The sequence below is a fragment of the Corynebacterium jeikeium genome (assembly GCA_003955985.1).
GTDB lineage: Bacteria > Actinomycetota > Actinomycetes > Mycobacteriales > Mycobacteriaceae > Corynebacterium > Corynebacterium jeikeium_D.
Genome location: CP033784.1, coordinates 900,270 through 925,849, shown reverse-complemented (window position 1 = coordinate 925,849; position 25,580 = coordinate 900,270). Strand labels below are relative to the sequence as shown.

General features: G+C 59.8%; 25 protein-coding genes. 8 read left to right on the top strand and 17 right to left on the bottom strand.

Features of this window, described 5'->3' with window-relative positions; all coding sequences use genetic code 11:
- Positions 1 to 65 precede the first annotated feature (65 nt).
- On the top strand, positions 66 to 1,199 hold the full coding sequence (locus EGX79_04115; protein AYX81440.1) for an iron-sulfur cluster carrier protein ApbC: 1,134 nt from the start codon (positions 66 to 68) through the stop codon (positions 1,197 to 1,199).
- Between the two features lie 244 nt (positions 1,200 to 1,443).
- Here the strand turns inward: EGX79_04115 and tatB are convergent, their stop codons facing one another.
- The 4 genes from tatB to sigE form a co-directional block, all read right to left on the bottom strand.
- Positions 1,444 to 1,998, bottom strand: a complete 555-nt coding sequence (gene tatB / locus EGX79_04110) for a twin-arginine translocase subunit TatB (GenBank protein AYX81439.1) — start codon at positions 1,996 to 1,998, stop codon at positions 1,444 to 1,446.
- Positions 1,999 to 2,088: 90 nt separating this feature from the next.
- Positions 2,089 to 3,408, bottom strand: a complete 1,320-nt coding sequence (locus EGX79_04105) for a PDZ domain-containing protein (GenBank protein AYX81438.1) — start codon at positions 3,406 to 3,408, stop codon at positions 2,089 to 2,091.
- A complete protein-coding gene (locus EGX79_04100; protein AYX82714.1) occupies positions 3,408 to 3,743 on the bottom strand; it encodes a hypothetical protein in 336 nt (111 codons plus the stop codon). The genes EGX79_04105 and EGX79_04100 overlap by 1 nt, the downstream gene beginning before the upstream one ends.
- Before the next feature lie 108 nt (positions 3,744 to 3,851).
- The gene (gene sigE / locus EGX79_04095; GenBank protein ID AYX81437.1) at positions 3,852 to 4,505 is read right to left on the bottom strand and encodes an RNA polymerase sigma factor SigE; all 654 of its coding nucleotides are present in this window, start codon (positions 4,503 to 4,505) and stop codon (positions 3,852 to 3,854) included.
- A 158-nt stretch (positions 4,506 to 4,663) separates the two neighbouring features.
- Between sigE and EGX79_04090 the strand changes: the two genes are divergently transcribed.
- Entirely contained in the window at positions 4,664 to 5,338 is a 675-nt protein-coding gene (locus tag EGX79_04090) for an O-methyltransferase (GenBank protein AYX81436.1), read from the top strand.
- 337 nt (positions 5,339 to 5,675) lie between these two features.
- Here the strand turns inward: EGX79_04090 and glgC are convergent, their stop codons facing one another.
- The gene (gene glgC / locus EGX79_04085; protein AYX81435.1) at positions 5,676 to 6,893 is read right to left on the bottom strand and encodes a glucose-1-phosphate adenylyltransferase; all 1,218 of its coding nucleotides are present in this window, start codon (positions 6,891 to 6,893) and stop codon (positions 5,676 to 5,678) included.
- Positions 6,894 to 7,005: 112 nt separating this feature from the next.
- On the opposite strand from glgC, the gene glgA reads away from it, so the two are divergent.
- The 3 genes from glgA to budA all read left to right on the top strand — a co-directional run bounded on the left by glgA (position 7,006) and on the right by budA (position 10,845).
- The gene (gene glgA / locus EGX79_04080) at positions 7,006 to 8,202 is read left to right on the top strand and encodes a glycogen synthase (protein AYX81434.1); all 1,197 of its coding nucleotides are present in this window, start codon (positions 7,006 to 7,008) and stop codon (positions 8,200 to 8,202) included.
- A gap of 239 nt (positions 8,203 to 8,441) precedes the next feature.
- Positions 8,442 to 9,965 (top strand): endoglycoceramidase, encoded by a 1,524-nt coding sequence (locus tag EGX79_04075; GenBank protein AYX81433.1) that lies wholly within the window; start codon positions 8,442 to 8,444, stop codon positions 9,963 to 9,965.
- 130 nt (positions 9,966 to 10,095) lie between these two features.
- Complete coding sequence (budA, locus tag EGX79_04070) at positions 10,096 to 10,845, top strand: acetolactate decarboxylase (protein AYX81432.1); 750 nt, start codon at positions 10,096 to 10,098, stop codon at positions 10,843 to 10,845.
- 3 nt (positions 10,846 to 10,848) lie between these two features.
- On the opposite strand, the gene EGX79_04065 is transcribed toward budA, so the two are convergent.
- The 7 genes from EGX79_04065 to EGX79_04035 form a co-directional block, all read right to left on the bottom strand.
- On the bottom strand, positions 10,849 to 11,724 hold the full coding sequence (locus EGX79_04065; GenBank protein ID AYX82713.1) for a methyltransferase domain-containing protein: 876 nt from the start codon (positions 11,722 to 11,724) through the stop codon (positions 10,849 to 10,851).
- Positions 11,725 to 11,847: 123 nt separating this feature from the next.
- Positions 11,848 to 13,224: an IS30 family transposase gene (locus EGX79_04060; protein AYX81431.1), complete on the bottom strand. Its 1,377-nt coding sequence runs from the start codon at positions 13,222 to 13,224 to the stop codon at positions 11,848 to 11,850.
- A gap of 248 nt (positions 13,225 to 13,472) precedes the next feature.
- Positions 13,473 to 13,640, bottom strand: a complete 168-nt coding sequence (locus EGX79_04055; GenBank protein ID AYX81430.1) for a DUF3117 domain-containing protein — start codon at positions 13,638 to 13,640, stop codon at positions 13,473 to 13,475.
- Between the two features lie 223 nt (positions 13,641 to 13,863).
- On the bottom strand, positions 13,864 to 14,676 hold the full coding sequence (gene folP, locus EGX79_04050) for a dihydropteroate synthase (protein ID AYX81429.1): 813 nt from the start codon (positions 14,674 to 14,676) through the stop codon (positions 13,864 to 13,866).
- Positions 14,677 to 14,721: 45 nt separating this feature from the next.
- A complete protein-coding gene (locus EGX79_04045; GenBank protein AYX81428.1) occupies positions 14,722 to 15,549 on the bottom strand; it encodes a TIGR00730 family Rossman fold protein in 828 nt (275 codons plus the stop codon).
- Between the two features lie 69 nt (positions 15,550 to 15,618).
- Positions 15,619 to 16,755: a succinyl-diaminopimelate desuccinylase gene (locus EGX79_04040; protein ID AYX81427.1), complete on the bottom strand. Its 1,137-nt coding sequence runs from the start codon at positions 16,753 to 16,755 to the stop codon at positions 15,619 to 15,621.
- Between the two features lie 5 nt (positions 16,756 to 16,760).
- The gene (locus EGX79_04035) at positions 16,761 to 17,684 is read right to left on the bottom strand and encodes a hypothetical protein (protein ID AYX81426.1); all 924 of its coding nucleotides are present in this window, start codon (positions 17,682 to 17,684) and stop codon (positions 16,761 to 16,763) included.
- A gap of 50 nt (positions 17,685 to 17,734) precedes the next feature.
- Between EGX79_04035 and EGX79_04030 the strand changes: the two genes are divergently transcribed.
- The 3 genes from EGX79_04030 (at position 17,735) to dapD (ending at position 21,342) form a co-directional block, all read left to right on the top strand.
- Positions 17,735 to 18,727, top strand: coding sequence for a succinyltransferase (locus EGX79_04030; protein ID AYX81425.1), 993 nt, complete (start codon positions 17,735 to 17,737; stop codon positions 18,725 to 18,727).
- Positions 18,728 to 18,835: 108 nt separating this feature from the next.
- The gene (locus EGX79_04025) at positions 18,836 to 20,254 is read left to right on the top strand and encodes an amino acid permease (GenBank protein ID AYX81424.1); all 1,419 of its coding nucleotides are present in this window, start codon (positions 18,836 to 18,838) and stop codon (positions 20,252 to 20,254) included.
- Positions 20,255 to 20,370: 116 nt separating this feature from the next.
- On the top strand, positions 20,371 to 21,342 hold the full coding sequence (dapD, locus tag EGX79_04020; protein AYX81423.1) for a 2,3,4,5-tetrahydropyridine-2,6-dicarboxylate N-succinyltransferase: 972 nt from the start codon (positions 20,371 to 20,373) through the stop codon (positions 21,340 to 21,342).
- Here dapD and EGX79_04015 read toward each other — a convergent pair.
- The 5 genes from EGX79_04015 to mshB all read right to left on the bottom strand — a co-directional run bounded on the left by EGX79_04015 (position 21,339) and on the right by mshB (position 25,576).
- Complete coding sequence (locus EGX79_04015; protein AYX81422.1) at positions 21,339 to 22,280, bottom strand: pseudouridine synthase; 942 nt, start codon at positions 22,278 to 22,280, stop codon at positions 21,339 to 21,341. The two genes, dapD and EGX79_04015, sit on opposite strands and share 4 nt — an antisense overlap.
- Positions 22,281 to 22,370: 90 nt before the next feature.
- Complete coding sequence (gene dapC, locus EGX79_04010; protein AYX81421.1) at positions 22,371 to 23,498, bottom strand: succinyldiaminopimelate transaminase; 1,128 nt, start codon at positions 23,496 to 23,498, stop codon at positions 22,371 to 22,373.
- 54 nt (positions 23,499 to 23,552) lie between these two features.
- Entirely contained in the window at positions 23,553 to 23,876 is a 324-nt protein-coding gene (locus EGX79_04005; protein AYX81420.1) for a ferredoxin family protein, read from the bottom strand.
- 232 nt (positions 23,877 to 24,108) lie between these two features.
- On the bottom strand, positions 24,109 to 24,630 hold the full coding sequence (locus tag EGX79_04000; GenBank protein ID AYX81419.1) for a hypothetical protein: 522 nt from the start codon (positions 24,628 to 24,630) through the stop codon (positions 24,109 to 24,111).
- Positions 24,623 to 25,576 carry an N-acetyl-1-D-myo-inositol-2-amino-2-deoxy-alpha-D-glucopyranoside deacetylase gene (mshB, locus tag EGX79_03995; GenBank protein ID AYX81418.1) on the bottom strand — a complete coding sequence of 318 codons (954 nt, stop codon included), beginning with the start codon at positions 25,574 to 25,576 and terminating at the stop codon, positions 24,623 to 24,625. The genes EGX79_04000 and mshB overlap by 8 nt, the downstream gene beginning before the upstream one ends.
- Positions 25,577 to 25,580: the final 4 nt, after the last annotated feature.

Sequence of the window (25,580 nt, the reverse complement as noted above, 5' to 3'; positions counted from 1 at the left end):
GCAAACTACTGATTTTGTCAGTAGTTCTTTGTCTTGCGGGGTCTCACGATAAGATTCACTACATAATGTCTACGATTACTGAAGCTGAAGTTCGCACCGCCCTGGCGCAGGTCGAAGATCCTGAGGTACGTCGCCCGATTACCGAGATTGGCATGGTCAAGTCCATCTCGGTGGCGGACAACAATGACGTGGCCGTGGAGATTTACCTCACCATCGCCGGTTGCCCCATGAAAAACACCATCATCGAGCGCACCGAAGAGGCGCTGAACGGTATCGAGGGCGTTGGCAACGTCACCGTCACCACCGATGTGATGAATGACGAGCAGCGCCGCGAGTTCCGCAACGCCGTCCGCGGCACCGCCTCCGAGCCGGTGATCCCATTCGCCCAGCCGGACTCCCGCACCCGCGTGTTCGCCGTCGCCTCCGGTAAGGGTGGCGTCGGTAAGTCCTCCGTGACCGTGAACCTCGCCGCCGCGCTGGCCGCGAAGGGCCTGTCTGTCGGTGTCCTCGATGCCGACGTCTACGGACACTCCATTCCGCACATGATGGGCTCCGAGGAAAAGCCACACCAGGTCGACGACATGATCATGCCTCCGCAGGCGCACGGCGTGTCACTGATTTCTATCGGACACTTCGTCGACGACAACGCACCGGTTGTCTGGCGTGGGCCAATGCTGCACCGCGCTATCCAGCAGTTCCTCGCGGACGTGTTCTGGGGCGACCTGGACGTCCTGCTATTCGACCTGCCCCCGGGAACCGGCGACATCGCCATCTCCGTGGCGCAGCTCGTGCCGAACGCTGAGCTGCTGATTGTTACTACCCCGCAGATGGCCGCCGCCGAGGTCGCAGAGCGCGCCGGCACCATTTCGCTGCAGACCCGCCAGCGCATCGCCGGTGTCATCGAGAACATGAGCTGGATGGAGATGCCGGACGGCTCCAAGATGGAGGTCTTCGGCGCAGGTGGCGGCGAGACCGTTGCCCGTCGTCTTACCCAGATCACCGGCGGAAAGGTCGAGCTGCTCGGCCAGGTGCCGCTGGACACAGAGCTACGCGAAGGCGGCGACAAGGGCACCCCGATTGTCCTGTCCAAGCCGGATTCGGGCGCGGGCGAGGCCCTGAACGCCATCGCTGACAAGCTGGTTGTTCGTCGCGAGTCGCTCGCAGGCAAGTCGCTCGGCCTGGGCGTGACTCCGAAGTAGGCCTTCGCTTTACGACGATCACAGCGACGCCCCCTCCCCGGTATTTTCGGTGCCGGGAAGGGGGCGTCTGCTTTTGCGGCTGCGGTGTCTGGGGCGTATGTGTTGTGGGCGCTTTCGGTGGTGCATCCATCAAAGCGGCTGCGTGCACTTACTGACTAGGTTTATGACACTTTCGTGGCAAAATTTGTGCTCAAAGTGTCATAAACCTAGTCAGTAACTTGCGGTCGGGAACGGTTTGCAACCTCTATAGGTTGTCGTCGTCGACCCAGGCCTGCACCCCACGGGGCTGCTGAGGTTGTTGCGGCTGCTGTGGTGTTTGCTGTGCTTGCTGTTGGCGGGCCTGGGCAACTGGATCCTGCCACGTCCCCGGCTGCGGGAGCGGCTGCTGCGACGGAGCCGGCTGCACTGGCTGGTTCGTATTGGACTGCTGGTACTGCTGACCCGCAGGCCCGGCCGCTCCTGCAGCTCCGGCTGCACCAGTTCCGCCACCACCCGCTGCGGGCTTACCGGAGAGCATGTCCAGGTAGGTGTCATCGCCGTCGAAAAGCGTCCTGGTGATGGCGGTCTTCGGGTTGAGACGACGGAGATCGTTGAGCTCCTGCAGCGGCTTGCGAAGATCGTCGAAGTCTTCGCCGAACTCGTCCGAGAGGTTATCGCGTGCGTCATTGATTGCGGTGCGCGCAGCCAAGAGCAATGCGCGGACGTCCTCAATTACCTTCGGCAACCGCTCAGGTCCGATGAGAATTAGTCCGAGGATAAAGAGGACAAGAATCTCGCCCCAGCCAACATTAGAAAACACGTTATACCACCTTAGTTACAGTGCACCTCGCATGCAGCATTGCGTGGCCAAATCCACCAAATCTGCTAAATCCGCAGAAACCAGCGCCCCCTACTCCGGCGTGATCTTCGCCTCCAGCTCGGCTCCGTGGCGAACGATCTTCAATACCGCCTCATTACCAGCGCCAACAGTCCACAGCGCCACCGTGAGCTCATCTGCGGACGATACCGCGCGGTCTCCCACAGCCGTAATCACATCGCCTTCCTGCAGGCCTTCCCGGTCGGCAACGCCTCCCGGCAGGATGCTGGCAATCTCGGCACCAGTCAGTGCGCCATTGGAAACCGTGCGCGCTGTCACGCCAATCCCCGGATGAACCGGCTGCTCACCGGCGATGAGCTGCTCCGCGATGGCAACGGCTGAATTGATTGGAATCGCAAAGCCCAACCCCTGTGAGCCACCCGAACTACTGAAAATCACCGTATTAATACCGATAATGGCACCGCGGATATCCACCAGTGGACCACCCGAGTTACCCGGGTTGATGGAGGCATCGGTCTGAATCGCATCGGCGTAACCGTCCGTGTCGGTCCCCTCAGCAGCCAGGCGCACCGGGCGATTGAGCGCCGAGACAATGCCCGAGGTCACCGTGCCGCCAAGCCCCTGCGGCGAGCCCATCGCAATCACTGTGTCACCGACCGCAACCGCGTTGGAATCACCAAGCTGCGCCACAGTCAGCCCCGCAACATCTTCGACCTTAATCACAGCGAGGTCGGTCTTCGGGTCGCGGCCAATAATCTTGGCCGGCACTTCCTTCAGCTTTCCGCCGTCCCAAAACGTTACGGAGACCTGCATATCCTGCCGGTCCGCCACCGCCGAAACGACGTGGTTATTCGTCAAAATATGACCGTCACCATCAATGACAAACCCCGAGCCCACGCCCGAGACCTCACCGGCACTGACCGCAATCGACACCACCGCGGGACGAAGAGCCTCCGCCACCTTGCCGATTTCAGTCAAATCACCGTTGCCCGGCCGCCCCTCGATCTGCTGCAGCTCCACACGCTGGTAGTCCGAGCGGAAAGACTTGCCAGCCCAACCGCCAACAAAGCCGCCAACACCGCCAATGAGCAGCACCACGGCCGACGATGCCGCAATCACACGCCACGGCACCTCGCGGCCAAAAATCACTTCCCGCGCGCTGACGCGGGGAGCCGTCTTCGGGCGAGGCTTCTTTTTCGCTTCGGGTTTGCGGGCTGGACGCCCCGTCGTCATGCGTGACGACGAATCCTGCCACGGCGAATACTCTTGGGCGGTCGCACTGGTGTCGTCGTCAAGCTTCTGCCCTGGAGCACGCTGTAACCCGCCAGTTGCGGCGGCACGATCGGAGTCCGGGGCGAACGCGGAATCATCGAAAGAGCGATGTTTGCCCACTAGTGACTACCACCTTTACGAAAACCGCGAACGATCTGCTCCAACGCGGCACTCAGCGACTCCGGCGGACGGTGCGTGAGATGCCGCGCCGACCGATGGGGCTCTGAGTCCTCGCAACTGCCTGCGAAATCAGCAATACGAGCGCGCAGCTCAGCTGGAATGTGCAAGGGCGCACTATCACGCAGACGCTTGGCTGCCTGCCGCTGCTTCGCGACCTCCCGGCGACACTCCGGGCATGCCATCAGGTGCGCCTGCGCACGACGCTCAGCTACGACCGACAACTCGCCGTCAACAAAAGCGGCAATTGCCTCGGTGCCGAGATGCTCCGTTGACAAAAAACGCTTGTCATCGCCCTGCTGAATCACAGACTGCAGCACCTCCAGAAATCGCACCTATTTAACTAGCCCCACAATAGCCGCTCCCGCGGATTGAGTGCGGGAAATCTAGCCTGCGGTGACCGACTCCGGCAGCTCCTGTCGTTCCTTCTCCAGGCGCTCCAACGTCGCCCGCAAGCTGGAACGTGCCCGGTGAATACGCGAACGCACAGTGCCCATCTTGAGCCCAAGGGTGCTGGCAATTTCCTCGTAGGTCAGCCCCACCACATCACAGAGGACAACCACCGCGCGATAGTCCGGCTGCAGCTCAGCCAGCGCGATTTCCAAATCCGGGTCGAGCATCGCGTCATCGACGGCCTGCTCCGGGGTCTTCAGCGTACCCGGGACACGGTCGTAGTTCTCCGGCAACGCCTCCATCCGGATGACCTGCCGATGCCGGACCATATCCAAAAACAGGTTAGTGGTAATCCGATGCAGCCAGCCTTCAAAAGTGCCGGGACGGTATGACTTCAGCGAGCGGAACACACGCATGAATGTCTCCTGCGTCAGGTCTTCCGCGTCCTGCTGGTTACCAGTCAACCGATATGCGAGCCCATAAACACTATCCGCGTGGGCCTGGACCAGCTCCGACCACGACGGCATCTCCCCCACACCTGCGTCAAAAGCCGCGGTGCCGGACAGTTGCTCAGTTACGTCAGCGGACGCGGCGTCCTCGCGGCTGGCGCCTACGCTGACTCGTTCGGACTTGACTCGTTCGGGCATGAGGTTCAGTGTTCCTTACCAACCTTAGGTTTGTAGTGACCTTACCCTGAAAATAGTTTGAGAGTCCAGACAAACTTGAGGCTTGTTTACCCACCTAGTCCGGCACTGACCGGCGCGCCCCGCTGCCCTGCCCGAAGTTTTTTCCTACGCTATAGAACGTGTCCGAAACGAGTTCTTCTGCTACCCCGCTATCCGCACGTGACGCTATTGCACAGCACGTCAACAACACGACCGTAGTCTCCGAGGCCCTTGAAAGCGCCCGAGAGAGCGCTCGCGAATACGGAGTTGCCGTCCCCGATACGATGACCGGCGCCGCTTTGACCTCGCTCATGGCTCTGACCAGTGCCCGCCGCGACGGTCACCCCGCCGCTGTCATCGCATCGCCTGCGGCAGGCGTAGTCGGTTTGCACCTGGCCGCCGGCCTCGGCGATGACGGCGTTCTCACCTGCATCGACCCGGAGCTCGAGCACCAGTCTCTGGCAAAGTCCGCTTTCCGAGCCGCAGGCATCCGCCCCAACCGACAGCGCTTCCTGCCTTCGCAGCCGCTGGAGGTCATGGATCGACTGGCCGCCGACTCCTACGACTTGGTCTACTTGGACGTCGCCCCGGCGATCCTCCGCGCCGCCCAGGAAAAGGCCTGGCCGCTGCTTCGCTCCGGTGGCGCGCTCGTCCTGACCGGCGCGCTCCTCGACGGCACTGTCGCTGACTCGTCACGCACTGACCGTGACACCGTCGCTGCCCGCGAAGCCGACGAATATATGCTCCAGCTTGACGACGCTTACGTGATGCGCCTACCTCTAGCAGCTGGCACCACTGTGCTGGTGAAGAAGTAGTTTTCTACTGTTGGCCGGCCGGCTAGCGGCAGCGGTGGGCCACTGCGACTTACTGACTGCGTTTATGGCTGGTGGCGGCGGGTCGAGCCGAGTTACTGACTGCGTTTATGACAAAAATGGTCCGAAAAATGGCTTGAAAGTGTCATAAACTCACACAGTTTCACATTTGCAGCCCATGCCCGTATTCACATGCGCACCCCATATTCACAGGTGCAGCCCGCAACTTTTAGGGCTGCCAGTTTTGGGGCTAGGTAGCAACTAGGTAGCAAAAAGGGTTAAAGGCAAAAGGCACGTACCCCACGGTACGTGCCTTTTCAGCCGGTCGGACTCAGACAGTCTAGATAACCTGGTTCTTACCAACGGCCACAACGCCACCAGCGCTGACCTTGAAGCGCTCTGCGTCCTTCTCCGGATCGACACCGATAATGGCGCCGTCGGAAACTACAACGTTCTTGTCCAAAATCGCATGGCGAACCACTGCTCCGCGGCCGACGCGAACGCCTGGGAAGAGAACCGAGCCCTCCACCGTCGCGCCATCCTCGACCACAACGTTGGTACTAATCACCGAGTTGCGGACCGTACCACCGGAGACAATCGAACCAGCACCGACCATCGAAGCCTGAGCAATACCGCCCTGGACGAACTTGGCCGGAGGCAGGTTCTCCTCCGAGAAGGTGTGGATTGGCCACTTCTTGTTGTAGAGGTTAAACACCGGGTGGACGGAAATCAGGTCCATGTTGGCCTCGTAGAAGGCATCGATGGTACCGACATCACGCCAGTAGCCCTTGTCACGTTCGGTCTCACCCGGAACGTAGCTGTCCTTGAAGTCCCAGACGAAAGCTTCGCCCTCCTCTACCAGCATCGGAATGATGTTTCCGCCCATGTCATGGTCGGAGTTTTCATCTTCCGAGTCACGCTTAATAGCGTCGATAAGCGCGGAGGTAGTGAAGATGTAGTTACCCATCGACGCGAACGTCGAGTTCGGATCATCCGGGGTGCCGGGCGGATCAGCCGGCTTCTCCAGGAACTCGGTGATTCGGTTGTTGTCATCGGCATCGATGACACCGAATGCGCTGGCCTCAGAACGCGGGACGCGGATACCAGCGACCGTCACGCCAGCGCCAGACTCGATGTGGGCCTCCAGCATCTGCTGCGGATCCATGCGATAGACGTGGTCGGCACCGAAGACGATGACGTACTCCGGATCCTCGTCATAAACCAAGTTCAGCGACTGCAGAATCGCGTCCGCCGAACCGGTGAACCAGCGCTTGCCCAGACGCTGCTGAGCCGGCACCGGGGTGACGTACTGGCCGGTGATGCCGGACAGCTGCCACGCCTGCGAAATGTGACGGTCGAGCGAGTGGGACTTGTACTGGGTCAGCACACAGATCTTCAAGAAACCTGCGTTGACCAGGTTCGACAGCACGAAGTCGATAAGCCGATAGCTACCACCGAAAGGCACGGCGGGCTTAGCGCGGTCTTCCGTCAGCGGGAAGAGACGCTTGCCTTCGCCACCGGCAAGGACAATGGACAAAACATGTGGTTGACTCCTCACACCAACCAACCTATATGCGATTTACGTTCCTCGCTGCCAGTCTCCCCTCCCCGCTACCCACACCCAGGCATATCAAGCGACGGAAATTGTCAAATCTGGTTACGCTGGAACTATGCGTGTTGCCATGATGACCAAGGAATACCCTCCGGAGATTTACGGCGGAGCAGGTGTTCACGTAACTGAACTGACTCGTTTCATGCGCGGCCTCGACGGCGTTGACGTCGATGTGCACTGCATGGGTGCTCCTCGCGATGAGGCGGATGTATATGTCCACGGCGTTGACCCGGAGCTGAAGGATGCCAACGCCTCGATTAAGACGCTGTCCACGGGGTTGCGCATGGCAAATGCCGCCGCGGCAACCGACATTGATGTCGTCCACTCTCACACCTGGTACTCAGGCCTGGGCGGTCACCTCACTGGTCTGCTCAAGGGCATTCCGCATGTGGCCACCGCGCACTCACTGGAGCCGCACCGCCCGTGGAAGCGCGAGCAGCTCGGCGGCGGTTACGACGTTTCCAGCTGGTCCGAGCGCAATGCTATGGAGTACGCAGACGCTGTCATTGCTGTTTCCGCGCGCATGAAGGACGCCATCCTGGATGCCTACCCGCGTATCTCCCCCGACAAGGTCCACGTTGTCCTGAACGGTATCGACACCGAGCTGTGGTACCCGCGGCCGACATGGGAAGAGTCCAAGGAACAGAACGGCTGGTCTGTCCTGGAGGAGCTCGGCGTTGACCCGTCTCGCCCGATGGTTGCATTCGTCGGCCGCATCACCCGTCAGAAGGGTGTCGCTCACCTGGTCAAGGCCGCATCGCTTTTCGACGACGGTGTGCAGCTCGTTCTGTGCGCCGGCGCTCCGGACACCCCGGAGATCGCGAAGGAGACTGAGCAGCTCGTCCATGACCTCCAGGAGAAGCGCGATGGCATTTTCTGGGTGCAGGACATGCTGCCGAAGGAGAAGATCCAGGAGATCCTGACGGCCGCGGATTCGTTCGTCTGCCCGTCCATCTACGAGCCGCTGGGCATCGTTAACCTCGAGGCTATGGCCTGTGGCACCGCCGTTGTCGCCTCTGATGTCGGCGGCATTCCGGAGGTTGTCGTCGATGGCGAAACCGGCACTCTGGTTCACTACGACGAGTCCGATCCGGAGGGCTTCGAACGAGGCATCGCTGCCGCTGTCAACAACATGGTCGCCGACCGCGACCGCGCTGCCAAGGTTGGCCAGGCGGGTAAGAAGCGCGCTGAAGATGTGTTTAGCTGGGAGAACATCGCTCAGCAGACCGTCGACGTCTATAAGTCTTTGATGTAACAGGCTGATTGCCGCGCGCTATTGCCGTGCATAGTGACCGTCCATCGAGACTGCACACCACGGCTGTGCAGTGGACGGTGTGTCCTCATAAGGCCCATCGCTTCCAAAGAGGAAGCGGTGGGCCTTTTAGCCTTTTTGCTAACCCCATTCAGGACGTTTATTTATGCGTTTGCCCACTTTTCTGAACCTAATTTGCGTTTTGGATGAATTTATCATTACTGGTCAATAGCATATTCAGTATGAGATTCACTAAGAAGGTGGCAGCAGTTGGTGCCGCCATTGCCATAGCGCTAGCGGGGGCGGTACCGCATCAGGCGCTCGCTACAGAAGTAGCCCCATCCCCTAGTACCGCTACCATCACCGAGCGTGGTCCCCTTGGACAGTCCGGTCGCTGGTTTACCGACGGTGATGGCCGTGCTTTCCTCACTCAGGGGTCGAACATCGTCTACAAGCACGATCCTTACACCCCAGAGGCCGGAGGCTTTAACGAGGACGATGCTGACTGGCTCGTGCAGCAGGGCTTCGACTCCATGCGAGTCGGCATTATCTGGAAAGCAGTAGAGCCAAAGCCCGGCAAGTACAACGACAAATACCTGGATTCCATTGCCCGCACTATCTCCATGCTCACTGAGCGTGGAATCGCGGTCTTGGTCGATGCCCACCAGGACATGTACAACGAGAAGTTCGAAGGCGAATTTGCCCCGGATTGGGCTGTCATTGACGACGGCGTTCCCAGCCTCTTGAAGGTTGGCTTCCCCGCTAACCAGGCCCTCAATATCGGCCTCATTAGGGCATACGACAACTTCCTGAATAACCGCGAAGGGCCGGGCGGTGTTGGGTTGCAGGAGCGTTACGCAGCCATGTGGGGCCATGTCGCCAAACGCCTTGGCGACATGCCGGGACTGATGGGCTACGACATCATTAATGAACCGTGGCCAGGCTCGGCATACCCACTGTGCTATCTGGCTCTCGGCGACTGCGGCCCGGCTAAGGAAAAGCTCGATGAACTGCACCAGAAGGCTGCCAATCAGATTGTCAACAAGGACCCGGACGCTATTGTCCACTACGAGCCCTACTCCATGTGGAACACCGGATTGAACACGAATCCGGCAGCCCCGGAGGTTCCTGAAACCGCTGGTACGGCTCTCAGCTGGCATGTCTACTGCACCACGAATGCCCTGTTCAACACCTACACGGGCTGTGATTTCTTCGATGGTCGTACCTTCGACAATGCGGAAATCGTCTCATCCGGTAACGGCTCGGCCACACTGCTTTCCGAGTTCGGCGCCACCGACGATGCCGATACCCTCAATGGCGTAATTTCGCTTGCCCGCCGCCACATGGTCGGCTGGCAGTACTGGTCCTACTGCGGATGCGACGACCCGACGACGCAGAACCAGAAGGAACAGGGCATGGTCTTCGACCCGACTGTTCCAGGACCCGTAGGTGCCGATGCCTTCAACCGCGACAAGATGACCATCCTCGCCGCTCCACACCTGCGGGCGGTCGCAGGCACCCCGCAAGCTACTGACTGGAACCACGACACCCGTGTCTACCAGGCCAGCTGGAACAATAGCCGCGTCGACGGCACCGGAGTTTTCGCACCTGGTTCCACCAGCGAGCTCGTTGTGCCCTCAATCAACTTCCCGAATGGGTTCACAGTGAATGTCGAGGGTGGCCACGCCACTGTCGCTGCCGATGGCCAGACGGTTCATATCGTCTCCACTGCTGACCACGTATCAGTCACCATCCAGCCGAAGTAGAACCAACCGCTCGATTCACCAAATAACGCCCTGTGGATTCTTCCGCAGGGCGTTTTTCGTGCCGCAGGGTCCTCCCACACCATCGGACCGAAAACCCACCTCAGCTTGGGCTACAAATATCGGGAATATAATGGCTTCCATGACCACTCACGAGAATTTTCCAACGGTCCGACACACAATTTTCCAAAACTCACTGATGTCCGCACTGCTCGATGGCATCTACGACGGCGAGATGACCATTGGCGAAATCCTTGGTCATGGAAACTTCGGCATCGGCACCTTCGACGGTCTCGATGGCGAAATGGTAATCCTCGACGGTGTCTGCTGGCAGGTGCGTCACGACGGCTCCGCGACCCGGGCCACCATGGATCAGCGCAGCCCCTACACGGTGGTCACCAACTTCGTTCCCCACACGGTGATGGATGCGCCGGAAAACCTGACTCGCAAGGAAATTAGCCCCATCATCGATTCCCTGGTGCCGAGCCAAAACTTTATGTACGCACTGCGGATTACCGGCGAATTTGAGTGGGTGAAGACTCGAACCGTCGTAAAGCAGGAAAAGCCGTATCAGAAGATGGTTGATGCGACGGAAGAAGACGCGTCGGTTGATTTCGAGAACCTGCAGGGCACGATTGCGGGCTTCCGCACGCCGGTCTATGAGAAGGGAATTTCGGTGCCCGGCTGTCACGTGCACTTCCTCGCGGAAGGCGGCACCGGCGGCGGGCATGTGCTGGACTTTAAGCTGCGCTCGGGCACTATCGAACTGTGCCCGGGCACTGACCTGCAGCTTCGCCTTCCGCTAACGGCGGAATTCTCGGATGCTGACCTGGATCCGGAAGACCTGGATGAGCAGATTCACAAAACCGAGGTCAAGGAGTAAACGCTAGTCTCCCGGGCGGCCAAGACGAGTGACGTAGGCACGGGCGGTGACGTGCATCTCTGCAGGTAGCGCCGCAATGCGTTCCTGCAGCACCTCCGGGTGAATATGGCGTGCCGACGGGCTCATACCGATCTGCGCGGCGATTGCACCCTGGTTGAGGTTCATACCGAACTCCACCAGCTCCGGGTCGCCAACAGGCACGAGGTGCCCCTCTGCCTGGGAAATCATGCGCTCGACCTTGCCGCGCTCGACATCAATGATGCCCAGTGGCTCACGAAGCTCACCCAAGTGACCAGTGGTGGCAGTCAGAACCACAACCTGGCCGCCCGGCTTGAGCACGCGAGCGAACTCCTCCGCGTTGCGAGGTGCGAAGACGACTGTAAGCGCATCGATGGAGCCATCACGCAGCGGCAACCGTGCCCACGCATCGGCCACAACCGCACCGAGGCGCGGGTGGCTCTTGGCCAGGTGCTTGGCGGCCGGCACAGACACATCAATGCCTACGCCACGAGAATTGGGAATGCTGTCCAGCGTGTGTGCGAGGTAATAACCAGTGCCCGCACCGACTTCGCAGATGACTGGGCTGGCGGCTTCGGACACGTTGGCGTCGTCAAGCACGTCCTGGACGTTGCCTGTAACTGCCTCAACGAATGGAGCATAGTGGCCACCAGAGAGGAACTCCTCGCGGGCGGTAATCATCTTGGCGTCATCGCCGGTGTAGCGCAGGCCAGCCCCACCGGCGAGCGTAACGTAACCCTGGCGGGCGACATCATAGCTATGTCCGGATTCGGACTTCAGAGTCATTCGTTCGGCATCACCAAACTTCAAATCAGTGCCATCGATGGGGTCAGCAAGCACATCAATGATGTCAGCTAGCACGTCGGTCACTCCTCAAACTGAGCTAGAAAAATAATTTTCACTATCTTAGCCCGTGTCGAGCTCAGCCAAGTAACTCCAATGCGAGTTACTGACTACGTTTATGACAAAAATTGCCCGGTAGGGTCAGGCGGTCATTGCATCATGGATAACACCAGAGATTACCTCCCGGGGAGTTAACCCGTCGAGCACTACCCGCGGCCGGTTATTCAGCAATGCTTCCGCCTCGGCGACCTCTTGGTCGGTGACATCGGTAAAGTTGGTGCCTTTGGGGAAATAAAACCGGATATCCCGATTCATCCGCTCATTGCTACCTCGCTGCCACGGCGAATGCGGATCGGCGAAAAACACCTGGATATTCTCCGCGACAGAAAACTCCGTGTGTTTGGCAAACTCCACTCCCTGATCCCAGGTCAACGTCGAAATCGTGGTGTCCATCGACTCTTTGAGCCGACGAATCATCCGTACCATCACCTCATTGACACTGGCGGCAGTATGGTCAGTGCCGAGCCTGCCGAGCAGCACAAACCTGCTGCGGCGTTCCACCAACGTCGCTAAAGCACTGGTGCCATCTGCGCCAATAATCAAATCGCCTTCCCAATGACCGGGTACCGCACGATCATTGGCTTCGGCTGGGCGAAGTGAAATATTGGCATCATGAGTCCAGCGTTTTCCACGTGGCTTGGGCACCCCTGCGAGAAGCGAGCGGGGTTTACGCCCTGGCCGGGTAGTCCGGCAGGACTTTTCAAACACAAGTTCTTTGCGCAAGCTGCCTGCCCCTTGTACGTAAAGGGCCTGGTAAATCGACTCGTGGCTAATAGTCATGGACGTATTATCACCCCACAGTGCAGCCAACCTGCCACTGGCCTGACGCGGCGAGGCGCCACGGTTGAGCAGATTGACAACCTGGGCGCGCAAAAACCGATTGTCATCGAGTTTGCGCGGCTTTGGACGAGCAAGACGCCCGCGGCTGGCCTGATCAGCGTGATAGGCATCGTAGATACCATCGACGCTGTTGCGTGCGATTTCACGACTGATAGTGGATTGACTACGACAGACTATCTGGGCGATACGCCGGTGCGAATGACCTGCCCGCAGGCAATCGGCAATAAGTAAGCGTTCGGCCAGCCCTAGCCGCCGACCAGTACCAACACGAGATACATCACCAGGTGTTATCCGACTGCGGGTATTCATAGTGGTTAAACTAGCCCGCCGGTTGTACACCGTGGTTGTGCACACCCCAGCCTGTGCAGCAATCTGGGCAACACTATATGAGCCGGCCATAAGCATCTCGTAGATCACGCGATGCTTATCCATCATCGATAACTTCGGGCAGTGCGATTGGTGCTGAATCGCAATTCCGGCTTGTCGCGCCCACCGCCTGACAGTTGGTGAGGGTATCCCTAACTCACGTCCAACTGCGCTTGCTGATGCCCCGTTGGCGATGTGTTGAAGCGCAATGGGTTTGATGGCACTGTATTTCGTTCGGCGGGTTTGCTTCACTACTTCTCCTGGTCGAAAGTGGTGATGCATTCACCGCCTGAACCTACCCCCGAAAACTGGCTTGAAAGTGTCATAAACTCCCACAGTTTCACATTTGCAGCCCGTACTTTTTGTTCATAACCCCTCCATTCGAGCCGTTATCACCTGAAGAAGAAAAGGCGACCTACACCACCTGTGTAGGTCGCCGCTGGGTCAAAACCGGACAGGCTCGCCTCTACCCGGCCTCTACCCGATACCCCACTACTCTGCTACTCCACTACTGCTACAAGCTCTGCACCGAGCTCCTTGGCTTCCTCCGGGGACAGTTCCACCACCAGGCGCCCACCACCATCTGCGGGGACGCGCATTACAATCTTCTTGCCCTCTTTAACTGCCTCCAGCGGACCATCACCGGTACGCGGCTTCATTGCTGCCATGTGAACTCCTTCGTTCTAAGACAATGTCGATGCAGGAGACGACCAGCCACCCCAGCTCGGCTGTGGTAGCCAGGAGATTGACAATCCCGGTTCAAGACCTCGGTCTACGACCCCGGCTCAAGATCCCGGTTTAGAATCCCTGTCGGCATTTTCGACTACTTCTCTTCATCATAGTCCTTTGTTTCACGCAGCGGCATGGGTGAAGCGCCTCAAACTACGCCCCTTACACCAGCCCACGCACCGGATGCAGTGGCGCAAAATCACCGGAAATAGCCAGAGTCATACGGCAAACATCAAGGGTTTCGGACACCTGATGCGAACGGAACACCGCAACGCCGGCAGCTGCCGCATGGGCGGTCGCAGCCAAGGTGCCGGGCACACGCTGCTCGACCGGGCGGTCCAAAGTCTCACCGACGAAGTCCTTATTCGACAGCGCCATGAGCACCGGCCATCCTGTAGCCACGAGCTCATTGCAGCGCCGCAGAAGTTCGAGGCCGTGGTAGGTGTTCTTGCCGAAGTCGTGGGTGGGATCGATGAGGATGCGGTCCTCCGGCACGCCAGCGTCCACTGCCCTCTGGGCGAGCTTGCCGGTTTCTGAGATGACATCGTCCACGACGTCGTCGTAACGCACGCGAACCGGATTGGTGCGTGGCAGTGCTCCACCGGTGTGTGAGCAGACGTAACCCATCCCGTGGGCGCCAGCGACTTCCAGCAGCTCCGGGTCATGGCCTGCCCAAGTGTCGTTGATGAGGTTGGCGCCAGCTTTGATGGCGGCCTCCCCGACTTCGGCGCGCCAGGTGTCGACGCTGATGTGCAGGTCAGGATAGCGCTCGCGGACCTTCGCGATGGTCGGCACCACGCGCTCAATCTCCTCGGCAACAGTTACTTCCGCACCGATACCAGCCTTGACGCCGCCAATATCGACAATGCCTGCGCCGGTAGCTACAACTTCGTCGACGCGAGCAAGCGCGGCCTCCTCCGCAGCCGTTGCGCCACGGTCATAGAAGGAATCCGGGGTGCGATTGACGATGGCCATCACCGTCGGCACCGCGGAGTCCTGATAAAAACTCCGCACAGCGTCTTACCTCTCGCTGAAGCGACGGACTCGGCGGAGCTTTTCGGGAACGTCAGAGGTCGGCTCGCACTCTTCCATCAACTTTTCGTGCGCGGCCTCGATGTACTCGACCGCTTCTTCAATGGAGTCGGTGACCAGGAAAAGGTCCATATCAGTCGGAGAAATCAGCTCCATGGCCACCAGTTTCTCGCGCATCCAATCGACCAGCCCCGACCAGAACTCAGTGCCCAGCAGCACGATTGGGTGATTTTCCACCTTCTCGGTCTGCACCATCACCAGTGACTCAAAGAGTTCATCGAGCGTGCCGAATCCACCCGGCAGACAGATAAACGCCTGCGAGTACTTCAGGAACATGGTCTTGCGAACGAAGAAGTAGCGGAAGTTCATGCCCAGGTCGACCCAGTCATTCAAGTGCTGCTCGTGCGGCAGCTCAATGCCCAGCCCAATGGAAAGGCCGTCGGCGTCGTAACAGCCGCGGTTGGCGGCTTCCATGATGCCCGGGCCGCCACCAGTGATGGTCGCGTAACCCGCCTCCGCCAGTGCTTTGCCCAGGTCGAAGCCCCACTGGTAGTACGGGCTGTCCTCTGGCAAACGCGCCGAACCATACACCGTCACCGCCGGCGGAATCTCCGCCAACGCACCAAAGCCGTCAACGAATTCCGATTGAATGCGCAGCACACGCCAGGTGTCGTTGTGCAGCCAGTCCGTGTTCGGATTGTGTGACAACAGCCTGCGGTCGGTCGTAGACGCCTGCGGTTCGCCCGCCTGTCGAATCGCGATTGGGCCGCGGAGTGCGCGGCGCTTAGCTGGGGACGGAGTACGTACAGGTTTCATAACCTCACAATGTATGCCAGCAATGACATACGCGCACCCGCTCAGCGAGGGCAGGGTGTGATTCTAGGCTCACCCAGCCACCGGCGCGGTGGTCAAGTACCGCCGCAGGTCCTCCCACAGTGCCGTAATGCACTCGACCGGAATCTGCTCATCCTTCTTGTGGCAGTACGCCGGATCACCCGGGCCAAAGTTCACTGCAGGAATGCCGAGCGCGGAAAAACGCGCCACATCGGTCCACCCAAACTTGGGCTTTACGACGTCGCCTGCGACCGCAACCAACTCCTTCGCAGCAGCCGCATGCAGTCCCGGTAGTGCCCCAGGGCTCACATCCTCGACATCGACGGTGAGGTCCTCGGCCGCAAACTCGTCGAGTCCCAGCACCTCGCGGAAGTGTGCCATGGCCTCATCGGCGCTGCGGTTGGGCGCGAATCGGAAGTTGACTCGCAGCACCGCCTCGTCGGGAAGCGTATTGGTGGCAACCCCGGCCTCCAGCCAGACGACGTTGAGCCCTTCGCGGTAGGCCAAGCCGTCGATATCCACGGTCTGCGGTTCATAGGCGGCAATGCGTGACAGCACCGGTGCTAACTTGTGCACGGCGTTGTCGCCGAGCCACGCCCGAGCCGAGTGTGCACGTGTGCCGTGAGCGGTCAGACGCAGGCGAATAGAGCCCTGGCAGCCGGCTTCGATGACATTGCCGCTGGGCTCGCCCAGCAAAGCGACATCGCCAGCCAGGAGCTCCGGATGCGACTCACTCAAGTGCCGCAACCCGTTGAACTCCGCGGCGATTTCTTCGCATTCGTACATGATGAGTGTCAGGTCGCGCTGCAACTCCTGGCTTGCCGCCAGCGTCGCAAAAGCATGCAGGTAGACTGCGTCACCGCTTTTCATATCCACAGTTCCACACCCAAACAGTGTGTCTCGCCCCTGCGCGTCTACCCCACGCGTCGAGGGCACATTGTCCGCAGTCGGCACCGTATCCAGGTGTCCTGCCAAAATCACGCGCTGCGGCAACCCCCGATGGGTCCGCGCAATCACGTTGTTGTCAATGCGCAGGACCTCAATCGACTCATTTGCCTGCGCGACCTCACGCAATGCCGCCTCGACGGCATCCGCAATCGCGGTCTCATTGTGGGACACCGATTCGATGTCCACCAGTGCCGCCGTGAGGTCTACAGGATCTTGGAGCAGATTTAACTTCGATTTCACATCAATTAAGCGTACAAACCATTGTGCGCCAGCGAAACCAGAATTTTGTGATGAATATGCGCCGCACGACCATTGATCGCATCCCCATTGGCGGGCGCGCCACCACCGAGGAACAACGCCAGCTCATGCGGTTCGGCGGAGGTCACACCAATTCTCCCCTCCGCCGAGCGCTTAAGCCCATCAGCCACCTCAAAGACCAGGGTTTTCGCTCCTTCCGGGAGAGTTTGGGCAATGATTGCCTCCGGAGTTTCGCTTGTCGACGACCCCGGCGCCCGCTCCTCCCCCGCAGAATCGGTCGCCTCTCCGTTGCCGCTTTCTTCCTCGACAACCCCCGCGCCGGGTCCATAGACCACAGCCACACGGGAGCCATAGACCGCAATCACCGGACGCAGCTCATTCGTGCTGACAATCACCGTAGAACCGGCCAACGGCTTGCAGACGGCCGCGACAATCTTGGCCGTTGCATGTGGCAGCTGCACTGGAGTGGGATCGATGTCTCGTCGATAAGCAGGACGAAGCGTTTCGGCGACATCGCCCAGCTCATCGCGCTCCCACATCGGCAGGGCATCGATGCGTGCCTGCTGATCGCGGTTCTTGCGCTCCAGCAGAAGACGGGCGATCATGCCACCACCGAGCCCCACTGCGATGGCAACTGCGATAACCAGCACCAGACGGTTCGGCGCGATGAGCGCAACCACTGCGGCAATCACCACACCGACTGCGCCAATTGGCATTGCTCGCGGCGGCAAAACGAAACCAAAGAAGCTGGCTACGGCAAGAATCCAAGCACTCAACAGTGCGAATCCGACATAGAAGACCACCGGCAGGGCCAGGACGAAGCCGAGTCCGAGCACACTGACAGCAATGATGAGGCTAACTAAGAACCACTGCTTCATTTTCTGTGTGCTTTCAAGGCCAGCTAGGGGCATAGTTCATCCTTCCGCGAAGATTCCTTAAAGGGATACTAATATTAAGAATCATGATTACATCTGGTGCTGTCGCTACGGGAATCGCCAACATCGCAATGGACGGTACAGTTCTCGATACTTGGTTTCCCGCACCTCAGTTAAGCGATGAGGTCGTAGAATCGAGCACTCACCGGCTCGGCGCCGCTGATCTGACCCCACAGTTGCTTCGTCAGGTGATTTTGGACGAGGATCGCCGCGTGGAGCAGGTGGCAGTGCGCACGTCCATTGAGGATTTGTCCAAGCCGGCTGTCGACCCGCACGATGCCTACCTGCGCCTGCATCTGCTCTCCCACCGCTTGGTCAAGCCGCACCAGCTCAACACCAAGGGGCTCTACGAGCTGCTCCATGTCGTGACGTGGACCAACAAGGGGCCATGCCTGCCGGACAACTTCGAGCAACTGCGTACCCACTTGCGCGTCCGCGGCCTGATTCACGTCTACGCCATCGACCGCATGCCGCGCATGGTCGACTATGTGCTGCCCGCAGGTGTCCGCATTGCAGAGGCCGAGCGCGTGCGGTTGGGCGCTTATCTGGCACCGGGTACGTCAGTACTGCGCGAGGGATTTGTCTCGCTGAACTCGGGCACTCTGGGCCCATGCAAGATTGAGGGACGTCTATCCTCCGGTGTCGTCATTGGCGCGCACACGAAGGTGGGACTGTCGGCCTCCATCATTGCCGCTCACGACGATTCCGGTCAGCGTAAGCCGCTCACGGTTGGCGAGCGCTGCCACATCGATATCGCGGCCGGCACCGTCGGCGTCAGCCTCGGTAATGACTGCATTATTGACCGAAGCATCCTCATTGCCCCCGATACGCCCATCGATGTCCCCGCGGAGAACCGCCGTATTCAGGCATGGGAAATCTCCGGCCGCAACAATATGCACTTCTACCATCACCCGGACCACTCGGCAGTGTGCGTCCGCCGCACGGAACGCCCGGGCAATGACGAAGGTGCCGCTACTTTCACTCAGCTTGCCGACGTGCCGGATGAGCTGGCCGGATAACCTACTTTAGGTGTCTTGAAGGCACATTAATGGGCCCCGAAACGGTGAATGGGGGTAAACCCGTAATACGGTTATTGCCCCTGTTATCAGCGAGGTAATGTTTGCGACATGACCGAATCGCAAATTACCTCCACCTCCGGCGAGACATCTCAGCTGGGCAAGGGGCTGCAGGTTCGACACCTGACCATGATGGGTCTTGGCTCCGCAATCGGTGCCGGTCTTTTCCTTGGTACGGGCGTCGGCATTAAGGCAGCTGGCCCGGGTGTTCTCATTTCCTATGTCATCGCTGGCTTCATTGTCGTCCTCGTCATGCAGATGCTCGGCGAGATGGCCGCTGCCCGCCCGACACCGGGTAGCTTCTCCACCTATGCCGAGATGGCCTTTGGTTCCTCGGCTGGCTTTGTCCTCGGCTGGCTCTACTGGTTCATGCTCATCATGGTGCTCGGCGCTGAAATTACCGGTGCCGGTGCCATCATGGGTGCGTGGTTCGGTATTCCGGGCTGGATTCCAGGCCTGATCTGTGTTGTCTTCTTCGCTGTAGTGAATTTGGCGAATGTGCGCGGTTTCGGCGAGTTTGAGTTCTGGTTCGCGTTCATCAAGGTCGCGGTGATTATCGCGTTCCTGGTCATTGGCGTTCTTCTTTTCTTCGGTCTGCTGCCAGGCACCAGCTTCGTCGGTACGACGCATATTGCCGAATCCGGATTCCTCCCGAATGGCGTTTCCGGCATTGCCGCTGGTCTGTTGGCCGTGGCCTTCGCCTTCGGCGGTATCGAGATTGTCACGATTGCCGCTGCTGAGGCCGAGGATCCGCAGCGCTCCATCGCTGCTGCTGTCCGCTCGGTAATCTTCCGCATCTCTGTGTTCTACCTGGGCTGCGTGACCGTCATCATCCTGCTGTTGCCGTACTCCCAGATCGACGGCGCTGACTCCGCAGCTGAGTCGCCGTTCACCCAGGTTCTAAAGCAGGCGAACATTCCAGGTGCGGTTGGCTTCATGGAGGCCATTATCGTTCTGGCGCTGCTGTCCGCGTTCAACGCTCAGATTTACGCAACCTCTCGCCTGGTCTACTCGATGTCCACCCGCGGTGAGGCACCGCGCTTCTTCGCCCACACCAATGAAGGCGCAGTTCCGAACCGTGCGGTCATCATGTCGATGGTCTTCGCCTTCGTCTCCGTGGGCCTGCAGGTTGTCTTCGACGGCTCGAGTGTCCTGGTCTTCCTACTGAACGCTGTCGGCGGCTGCTTGCTGGTGATCTGGCTGGTCATCGCCCTGTCTGAGATTAAGCTGCGCCCGCAGATGGAGGCCAACAACGAGCTTTCCGTTCGCATGTGGGCCTACCCGGCACTGTCCTGGGTAGCGGTCATCCTGATTCTGGGCCTCGCTGTTGGCATGCTCACCGATTCTGGTGCTCGCCAGCAGGTTATCGCCGTTGTGTGTGTCACTGCGTTCCTCGCGGTGCTCGCTGCACTGACTAAGAAGAGCCGCACCGCGGCCCGCGAGGCTCTCGAGTCCAGCGATAGCAACTAGCCGTTAGCAACTGGCTGCAGGGCCTAACCACCCTGCTACCCCTATCCGAACATTTCCTTGCTACACATTTGCGGAACACTTTTCATAGATAGGGATATGCCGGTAGCCTGTTTTCCATGAAATTTGGAGCACAAGCTACCGGCATTGCCACTTTTAACAACGATACTGTTCTCGACGTCTGGTTCCCCGCCCCCAAGCTCATCGAAGAGGGCGTGGCAACCTCCACCACGACCGGAACCATCGACGCCGACGCACTGCCTGAAGATTTCACCTACCTCACAGATCTGGCCGTAGCCGATGCGGACCGCGGCACCACCCGCCATCTGGTCACAGCTACCATCGCTTCACTCGATGACGCACCAGTTGACACCATCGATGCCTACCTGCGCCTCCATTTGCTGTCCCACCGCCTGGCCACCCCCAACAGCATCAACCTGGACGGCATCTTCGGCAAGCTCAACAATGTGGTGTGGACGAATTTTGGCCCCTGTGCTGTCGAAGGCTTCGAGGTAACCCGAGCCAAGCTGTCGCGCCGCGGGCCTGTCACCGTCTACTCCATCGATAAATTCCCCCGCATGGTCGACTACGTCACTCCCACCGGAGTCCGCATCGGTGACGCTGACCGCGTACGCCTAGGCGCCCACCTCGCAGAGGGCACCACAGTCATGCACGAGGGCTTCGTCAACTTCAACGCAGGCACGCTTGGACACTCCATGGTGGAAGGCCGTATCTCTCAGGGGGTCGTCGTCGACGACGGCTCCGATATCGGCGGTGGTGCGTCCATCATGGGCACACTATCCGGTGGAGGTAAGGAAGTTGTGTCCGTCGGCAAGCGATGCCTACTCGGTGCGAACGCTGGACTCGGCATCTCGCTCGGCGATGACTGCGTACTCGAAGCCGGGCTCTACATCACTGCCGGCACCAAGTGCCACGTTGCCCTAGACGGTGTGAAGAAGACGCTCAAGGCCCGCGAGCTCTCGGGCGGATCGAATATGCTCTTCCGCCGCAACTCGCTCTCTGGTGCAGTCGAGGTTGTGCCGTGGGCTGCCGAAAAGGTGAAGCTCAGCGCGGAGCTGCACGCTAACTAAGGGGTCGTCGGCACGTCTGCCGGGGCCGCGATAGTCCGCGCGCTCCGGTAGGCACGTCGCTCACCAGTGACGGGGTCGACAAAGGCCAGCGCGGTCGCCGTCAATCGCAACTGCGGCGTGTACTTTGGCACTCCACTCGCGCTTGCCGACGGCCCCTGCGCCCCCGCTTCCCGGCCATAGGTATCCTCACCGAGGATGGGATAGCCTAGCCAGTCCATCGTCGCCCGCAGCTGATGCGTGCGGCCCGTATGGGGCTGTAGCCGCCAGTGCCCCACCTGCATGCGGCTGCCGCAATGCCCACAACCACAGCCGACTGCGTGCAGCGGAATGCTGGTGCTGGTCGCACCACCGCCATGGCTGTTCGCCAGCACATCGCCGATGTCCGCGGCTACTCGGCCGAGGAAGGTCACGGTTGTGCGTGCGAGCTTGAACTTGGGATTCTTCGCGGCAGCGCGAGCGAAATCGTCGGTCTCCACGACTTTTACTCCGCGCCCCGCCGGGTTGGGATCGAGCAGAAGCGTGACATCCCTGGTTTCCCCCACATGCCAATCATCGGGCATCACGGTGAGGCATTCGTATTCTTTGGTGATTTCCTGGTTTTGGAAAAGCTGCTGGTAGCGCGCACGGGTAGCCGGATTCCGGGAAAGCAACAGCAGCCCACTGGTCAGAAGATCCAGGCGGTGAACGGCCACTATCTCCGGTTCCCCGAGACTACGTCGCAGTCGCTCCTGCACGGTATTGGCCACGATGCGGCCATTGGGAGTCGCCGGCAGAAAAGGTGGCTTGTCTACGACCAGAAACTCATCGGTGTCGGCCACGATTGCCGGCTCAAAGGGGATGTACTCCTCGCGCTCGTGAGCGGCGGCATCGACTTGCGCTGCCTGACGGTTCTTCTCAAGGCCCCACCACGCATCTCGATTGCCTGCGGCACGTCCCACGGCACACTCCCTTTTTCATGATTTGGTCTATGCCGATGTCGGCACCGTTTGCAGCATTCGGCCTACGCGGGCCAGCACATCTGGCCGGGGCTAGCCGCGAATACGCGCCGCCGCCACTTCGATGTCGTTGAGCGTTGCTGTGAGCCCCACCCGCACGTGCTGCGCACCCTTGGGGCCGTAGAAGCTACCCGGCGCGACCAAAATGCCGCGTTCGGCCAGCCAATCAACGGTCTGCCAGCAGTCTTCCCCGCGCGTAGCCCACAGATAGAGCCCGCCCTCGGAGTCATCGATACGAAAACCTGCGGCTACCAGTGCATCATGCAGAATCTCACGGCGGTCACAGTATCGCTGCTTTTGTTCGGCCTCGTGGGAGTCGTCGTTAAGCGCGGCGATCGTGGCGTGCTGGATGGGTCCCGGCATCATCAGCCCCATGTGACGGCGCACGGAAACCAGCTCGGCGATGAGGTCCGCGTCGCCAGCGAACCAGCCGGTGCGGTACGACGCCATGTTCGACGTCTTGGACAGCGAGTGAATAGCCAGCAGGTTGGTGAAATCACCGTCGCACACTCGCGGGTCGAGAATACTGACTGGCTGTTCAGTCCAACCGAGCCCCAGGTAGCACTCGTCAGAGGCGACAACGACGTCCCGAGCACGCGCCCACTCAACCACCTTGCGCAGGTGTTCAACACCGAGGACCTTGCCGTTGGGGTTGCCCGGGGAATTGATGAACATCAGCGTCGGCGAGGCGGGGCCGATTTGCGTCAGCGAGTCCGCACGCAGCAGCTCAGCGCCTGCGATGCGAACGCCGACCTCGTAGGTGGGATATGCCAGCTCGGGGATGACGACGGTGTGCCCCGCGCCTACGCCGAGGAGGAAGGGAAGCCAGCCAATCGCTTCCTTGGTGCCGATGACCGGAAGCACATTGCCGCCATTGACCGCTGACTCCAGTCCCGTCACGCCGTAGCGCCGCGCCATCGCTGCAACAATCGCAGCACGTAGCTCAGGCGTGCCGACGGTCTGAGGGTAACCCGGTGCGGCAGCACCTTCGGTAAGGCCCTTCCGAATTATCGGAGCGACTTCATCGACCGGTGTGCCGACCGAGAGATTGACCATGCCCTCTTCATGCGCAGCCGCAGTGGCTTTCGCCTGCGTGAGAGAATCCCACGGAAACTGAGGCAAAAGAGAACCGGGAGTTACGCGCTTACGGGCAGCTGACATGGGCGGTGATGAAGTCCTTCCCGGGAAAAGAAATAGGTTTAATCATCTGTGGTTTTATTCTTCTGCCTGCGGCGGCAGAGCTGCCACGAATGGCACATCGAAGTCCTGGGGGCCGAGCTTGGCGGCACCACCCGGGGAACCCAACTCATCGAACCAGTCGACATTCGCATCGATGAATTCAACCCACTCATCCGGAACATCGTCCTCGTAGAAGATGGCCTCGACTGGGCAGACCGGTTCACAAGCGCCACAGTCCACGCACTCATCAGGATGAATGTAGAGCATGCGCTTGCCCTCGTAAATGCAGTCAACCGGGCACTCTTCAACACAGGCACGGTCGAGGACGTCAACACATGGCTGGGCAATGATGTAAGTCATGGTTTTAGGTTTAAGAACCTTTCTCACAAGATATGGGATGAGGCTTTCGCTATCTGTCGATTATGCCGTTCCGACGAGAAACAGAGCAAAATAGACAGAGCGGTATATTCAGATTGGAGTCTACACCCAACGTGGGTGTTGTTTTCAACTGGCTCCAGAAAGAGCCACATTGATGCGGGCCTGCCCTGTATCAATTCCTCACCGTCTCCTGCAGTATCCGCTGCGGTTTTCGCTAGAGTGCCCGCAGATGGCGCAGTGGCCAGGCACCGCCCAGCACACCGCAAACAAGCAGCAGCACTGTTCGCAACCACTGCCCCATTGCCAAGTCCCCACCGAAGGGCAGCACTGCCCACAGCAGAATGCCTGCAAAGCCCAGCACCCAGATGACAGTCGGAATTGCAGCTTTGGAGCGATCGCGTGTCCACAGCAACGCTGTGTTGGTGATAATCAGATTGGCAATATAGGCCAGCGGAATGGTCCACGGCAACGGAATAGCAACCGAGCCGATGGTAATCCACACTCCGAGGAAAACTACTTCAATCACCAACGCTGCCAACGCAGCCAGCGACAGCCAGACTAGCGCTACTGTGACCTCCCCCTGATGGAAGTTCTCGCGTGGCTGCGAACGTTCCGGGTCACCCCAATAGCGCTCATCCCCGAATGTGCGCTTTTCAATACTCAAGCGCTCGTTCTTCAACTTTCCGCCAGCAGCGTTAATCAAGTCTTCGCTTTCGTGAGGCTGAGGGTTACTCATCGTCCGCACTCCCCTCCGCTTCCAGATCCACGCTCGGTACAGAGTCGACGCTCGCTACCGGCTCTGGCGGTAATTGGATATTCACCAGCTCCCCCAGCTCTTCCAGGGACGCAGCGGTCGCCGTACCAAAACGGTATGCCTCAGTCGGTGCCACCGGCTGACACAGCAAATTGGAAAACGCCCAGACGGCTCGCGCACGACCAGAGCCATCGGTCTGCCCATAGACAGCATCCGGATTAACCTCGCTGACGGAACCATCGGCGAACCACACCTGCGTCGCATGCGCGCGCATGGCCTCAACCTTGGCAGCCACAGCGGCGTCATCCAGCTGAACCTCGAAATGGCCAGTCACGGTGGCGAAGTCGTCGACATCGCACGACTGCCAGCTCTCCGGTACCACGGTAATGGCATCCAGCCCCGCCGCCATTGCCTCACGATCGGTGACCGCCCACAGCGTCGGAAAGCGATTTCCGCACGCCGCGACAGTGATATCGTGCGCACGAATGTGGTCCGGATGCCCATAGCCACCATCGGCGTCGTAGGTAATGACCAGGTCTGGCTGCAGCTCATCGAGGATGGTGCGAAGCTGGGCGACCGCCTCATCACCTGAGTTCACGAAGGCACGCGGATGCTCATTGCCCTTGTCACCGGCCATCCCGGAGTCACGCCAACGTCCAGCGCCGCCGAGGAACCGCGGCGCGTTATCAGGACCGTTGGCGCCTAACGCACGCAGCGCCGAGCGCAACTCGGCGACGCGGAAACCGCCCAACTGGTCGGCTTCATCAGCAACTAGCCCCTGGTACGGCGCACCGATGACCTCTCCCAGCTCGCCCATCGTGCAGGTCACTACGCTTACCGACGCTCCGGAACGCGCGGCAGCCGCAATCAAACCACCTGTCCAAATGGACTCGTCATCTGGATGTGCGTGAACAAAAAGTAACTTCACGGAC

What these genes read in the sequence shown, in the direction of transcription:
- EGX79_04115 (AYX81440.1), top strand. Translation starts at nt 66, where the DNA reads ATGTCTACGATTACTGAAGCTGAAGTTCGCACCGCCCTGGCGCAGGTC.
- sigE (AYX81437.1), bottom strand. Translation starts at nt 4,505, where the DNA reads ATGCCCGAACGAGTCAAGTCCGAACGAGTCAGCGTAGGCGCCAGCCGC.
- glgA (AYX81434.1), top strand. Translation starts at nt 7,006, where the DNA reads ATGCGTGTTGCCATGATGACCAAGGAATACCCTCCGGAGATTTACGGC.
- EGX79_04075 (AYX81433.1), top strand. Translation starts at nt 8,442, where the DNA reads ATGAGATTCACTAAGAAGGTGGCAGCAGTTGGTGCCGCCATTGCCATA.
- budA (AYX81432.1), top strand. Translation starts at nt 10,096, where the DNA reads ATGGCTTCCATGACCACTCACGAGAATTTTCCAACGGTCCGACACACA.
- EGX79_04055 (AYX81430.1), bottom strand. Translation starts at nt 13,640, where the DNA reads ATGGCAGCAATGAAGCCGCGTACCGGTGATGGTCCGCTGGAGGCAGTT.
- folP (AYX81429.1), bottom strand. Translation starts at nt 14,676, where the DNA reads ATGGCCATCGTCAATCGCACCCCGGATTCCTTCTATGACCGTGGCGCA.
- EGX79_04045 (AYX81428.1), bottom strand. Translation starts at nt 15,549, where the DNA reads ATGAAACCTGTACGTACTCCGTCCCCAGCTAAGCGCCGCGCACTCCGC.
- EGX79_04035 (AYX81426.1), bottom strand. Translation starts at nt 17,684, where the DNA reads ATGCCCCTAGCTGGCCTTGAAAGCACACAGAAAATGAAGCAGTGGTTC.
- EGX79_04030 (AYX81425.1), top strand. Translation starts at nt 17,735, where the DNA reads ATGATTACATCTGGTGCTGTCGCTACGGGAATCGCCAACATCGCAATG.
- EGX79_04025 (AYX81424.1), top strand. Translation starts at nt 18,836, where the DNA reads ATGACCGAATCGCAAATTACCTCCACCTCCGGCGAGACATCTCAGCTG.
- dapD (AYX81423.1), top strand. Translation starts at nt 20,371, where the DNA reads ATGAAATTTGGAGCACAAGCTACCGGCATTGCCACTTTTAACAACGAT.
- dapC (AYX81421.1), bottom strand. Translation starts at nt 23,498, where the DNA reads ATGTCAGCTGCCCGTAAGCGCGTAACTCCCGGTTCTCTTTTGCCTCAG.
- EGX79_04005 (AYX81420.1), bottom strand. Translation starts at nt 23,876, where the DNA reads ATGACTTACATCATTGCCCAGCCATGTGTTGACGTCCTCGACCGTGCC.
- EGX79_04000 (AYX81419.1), bottom strand. Translation starts at nt 24,630, where the DNA reads ATGAGTAACCCTCAGCCTCACGAAAGCGAAGACTTGATTAACGCTGCT.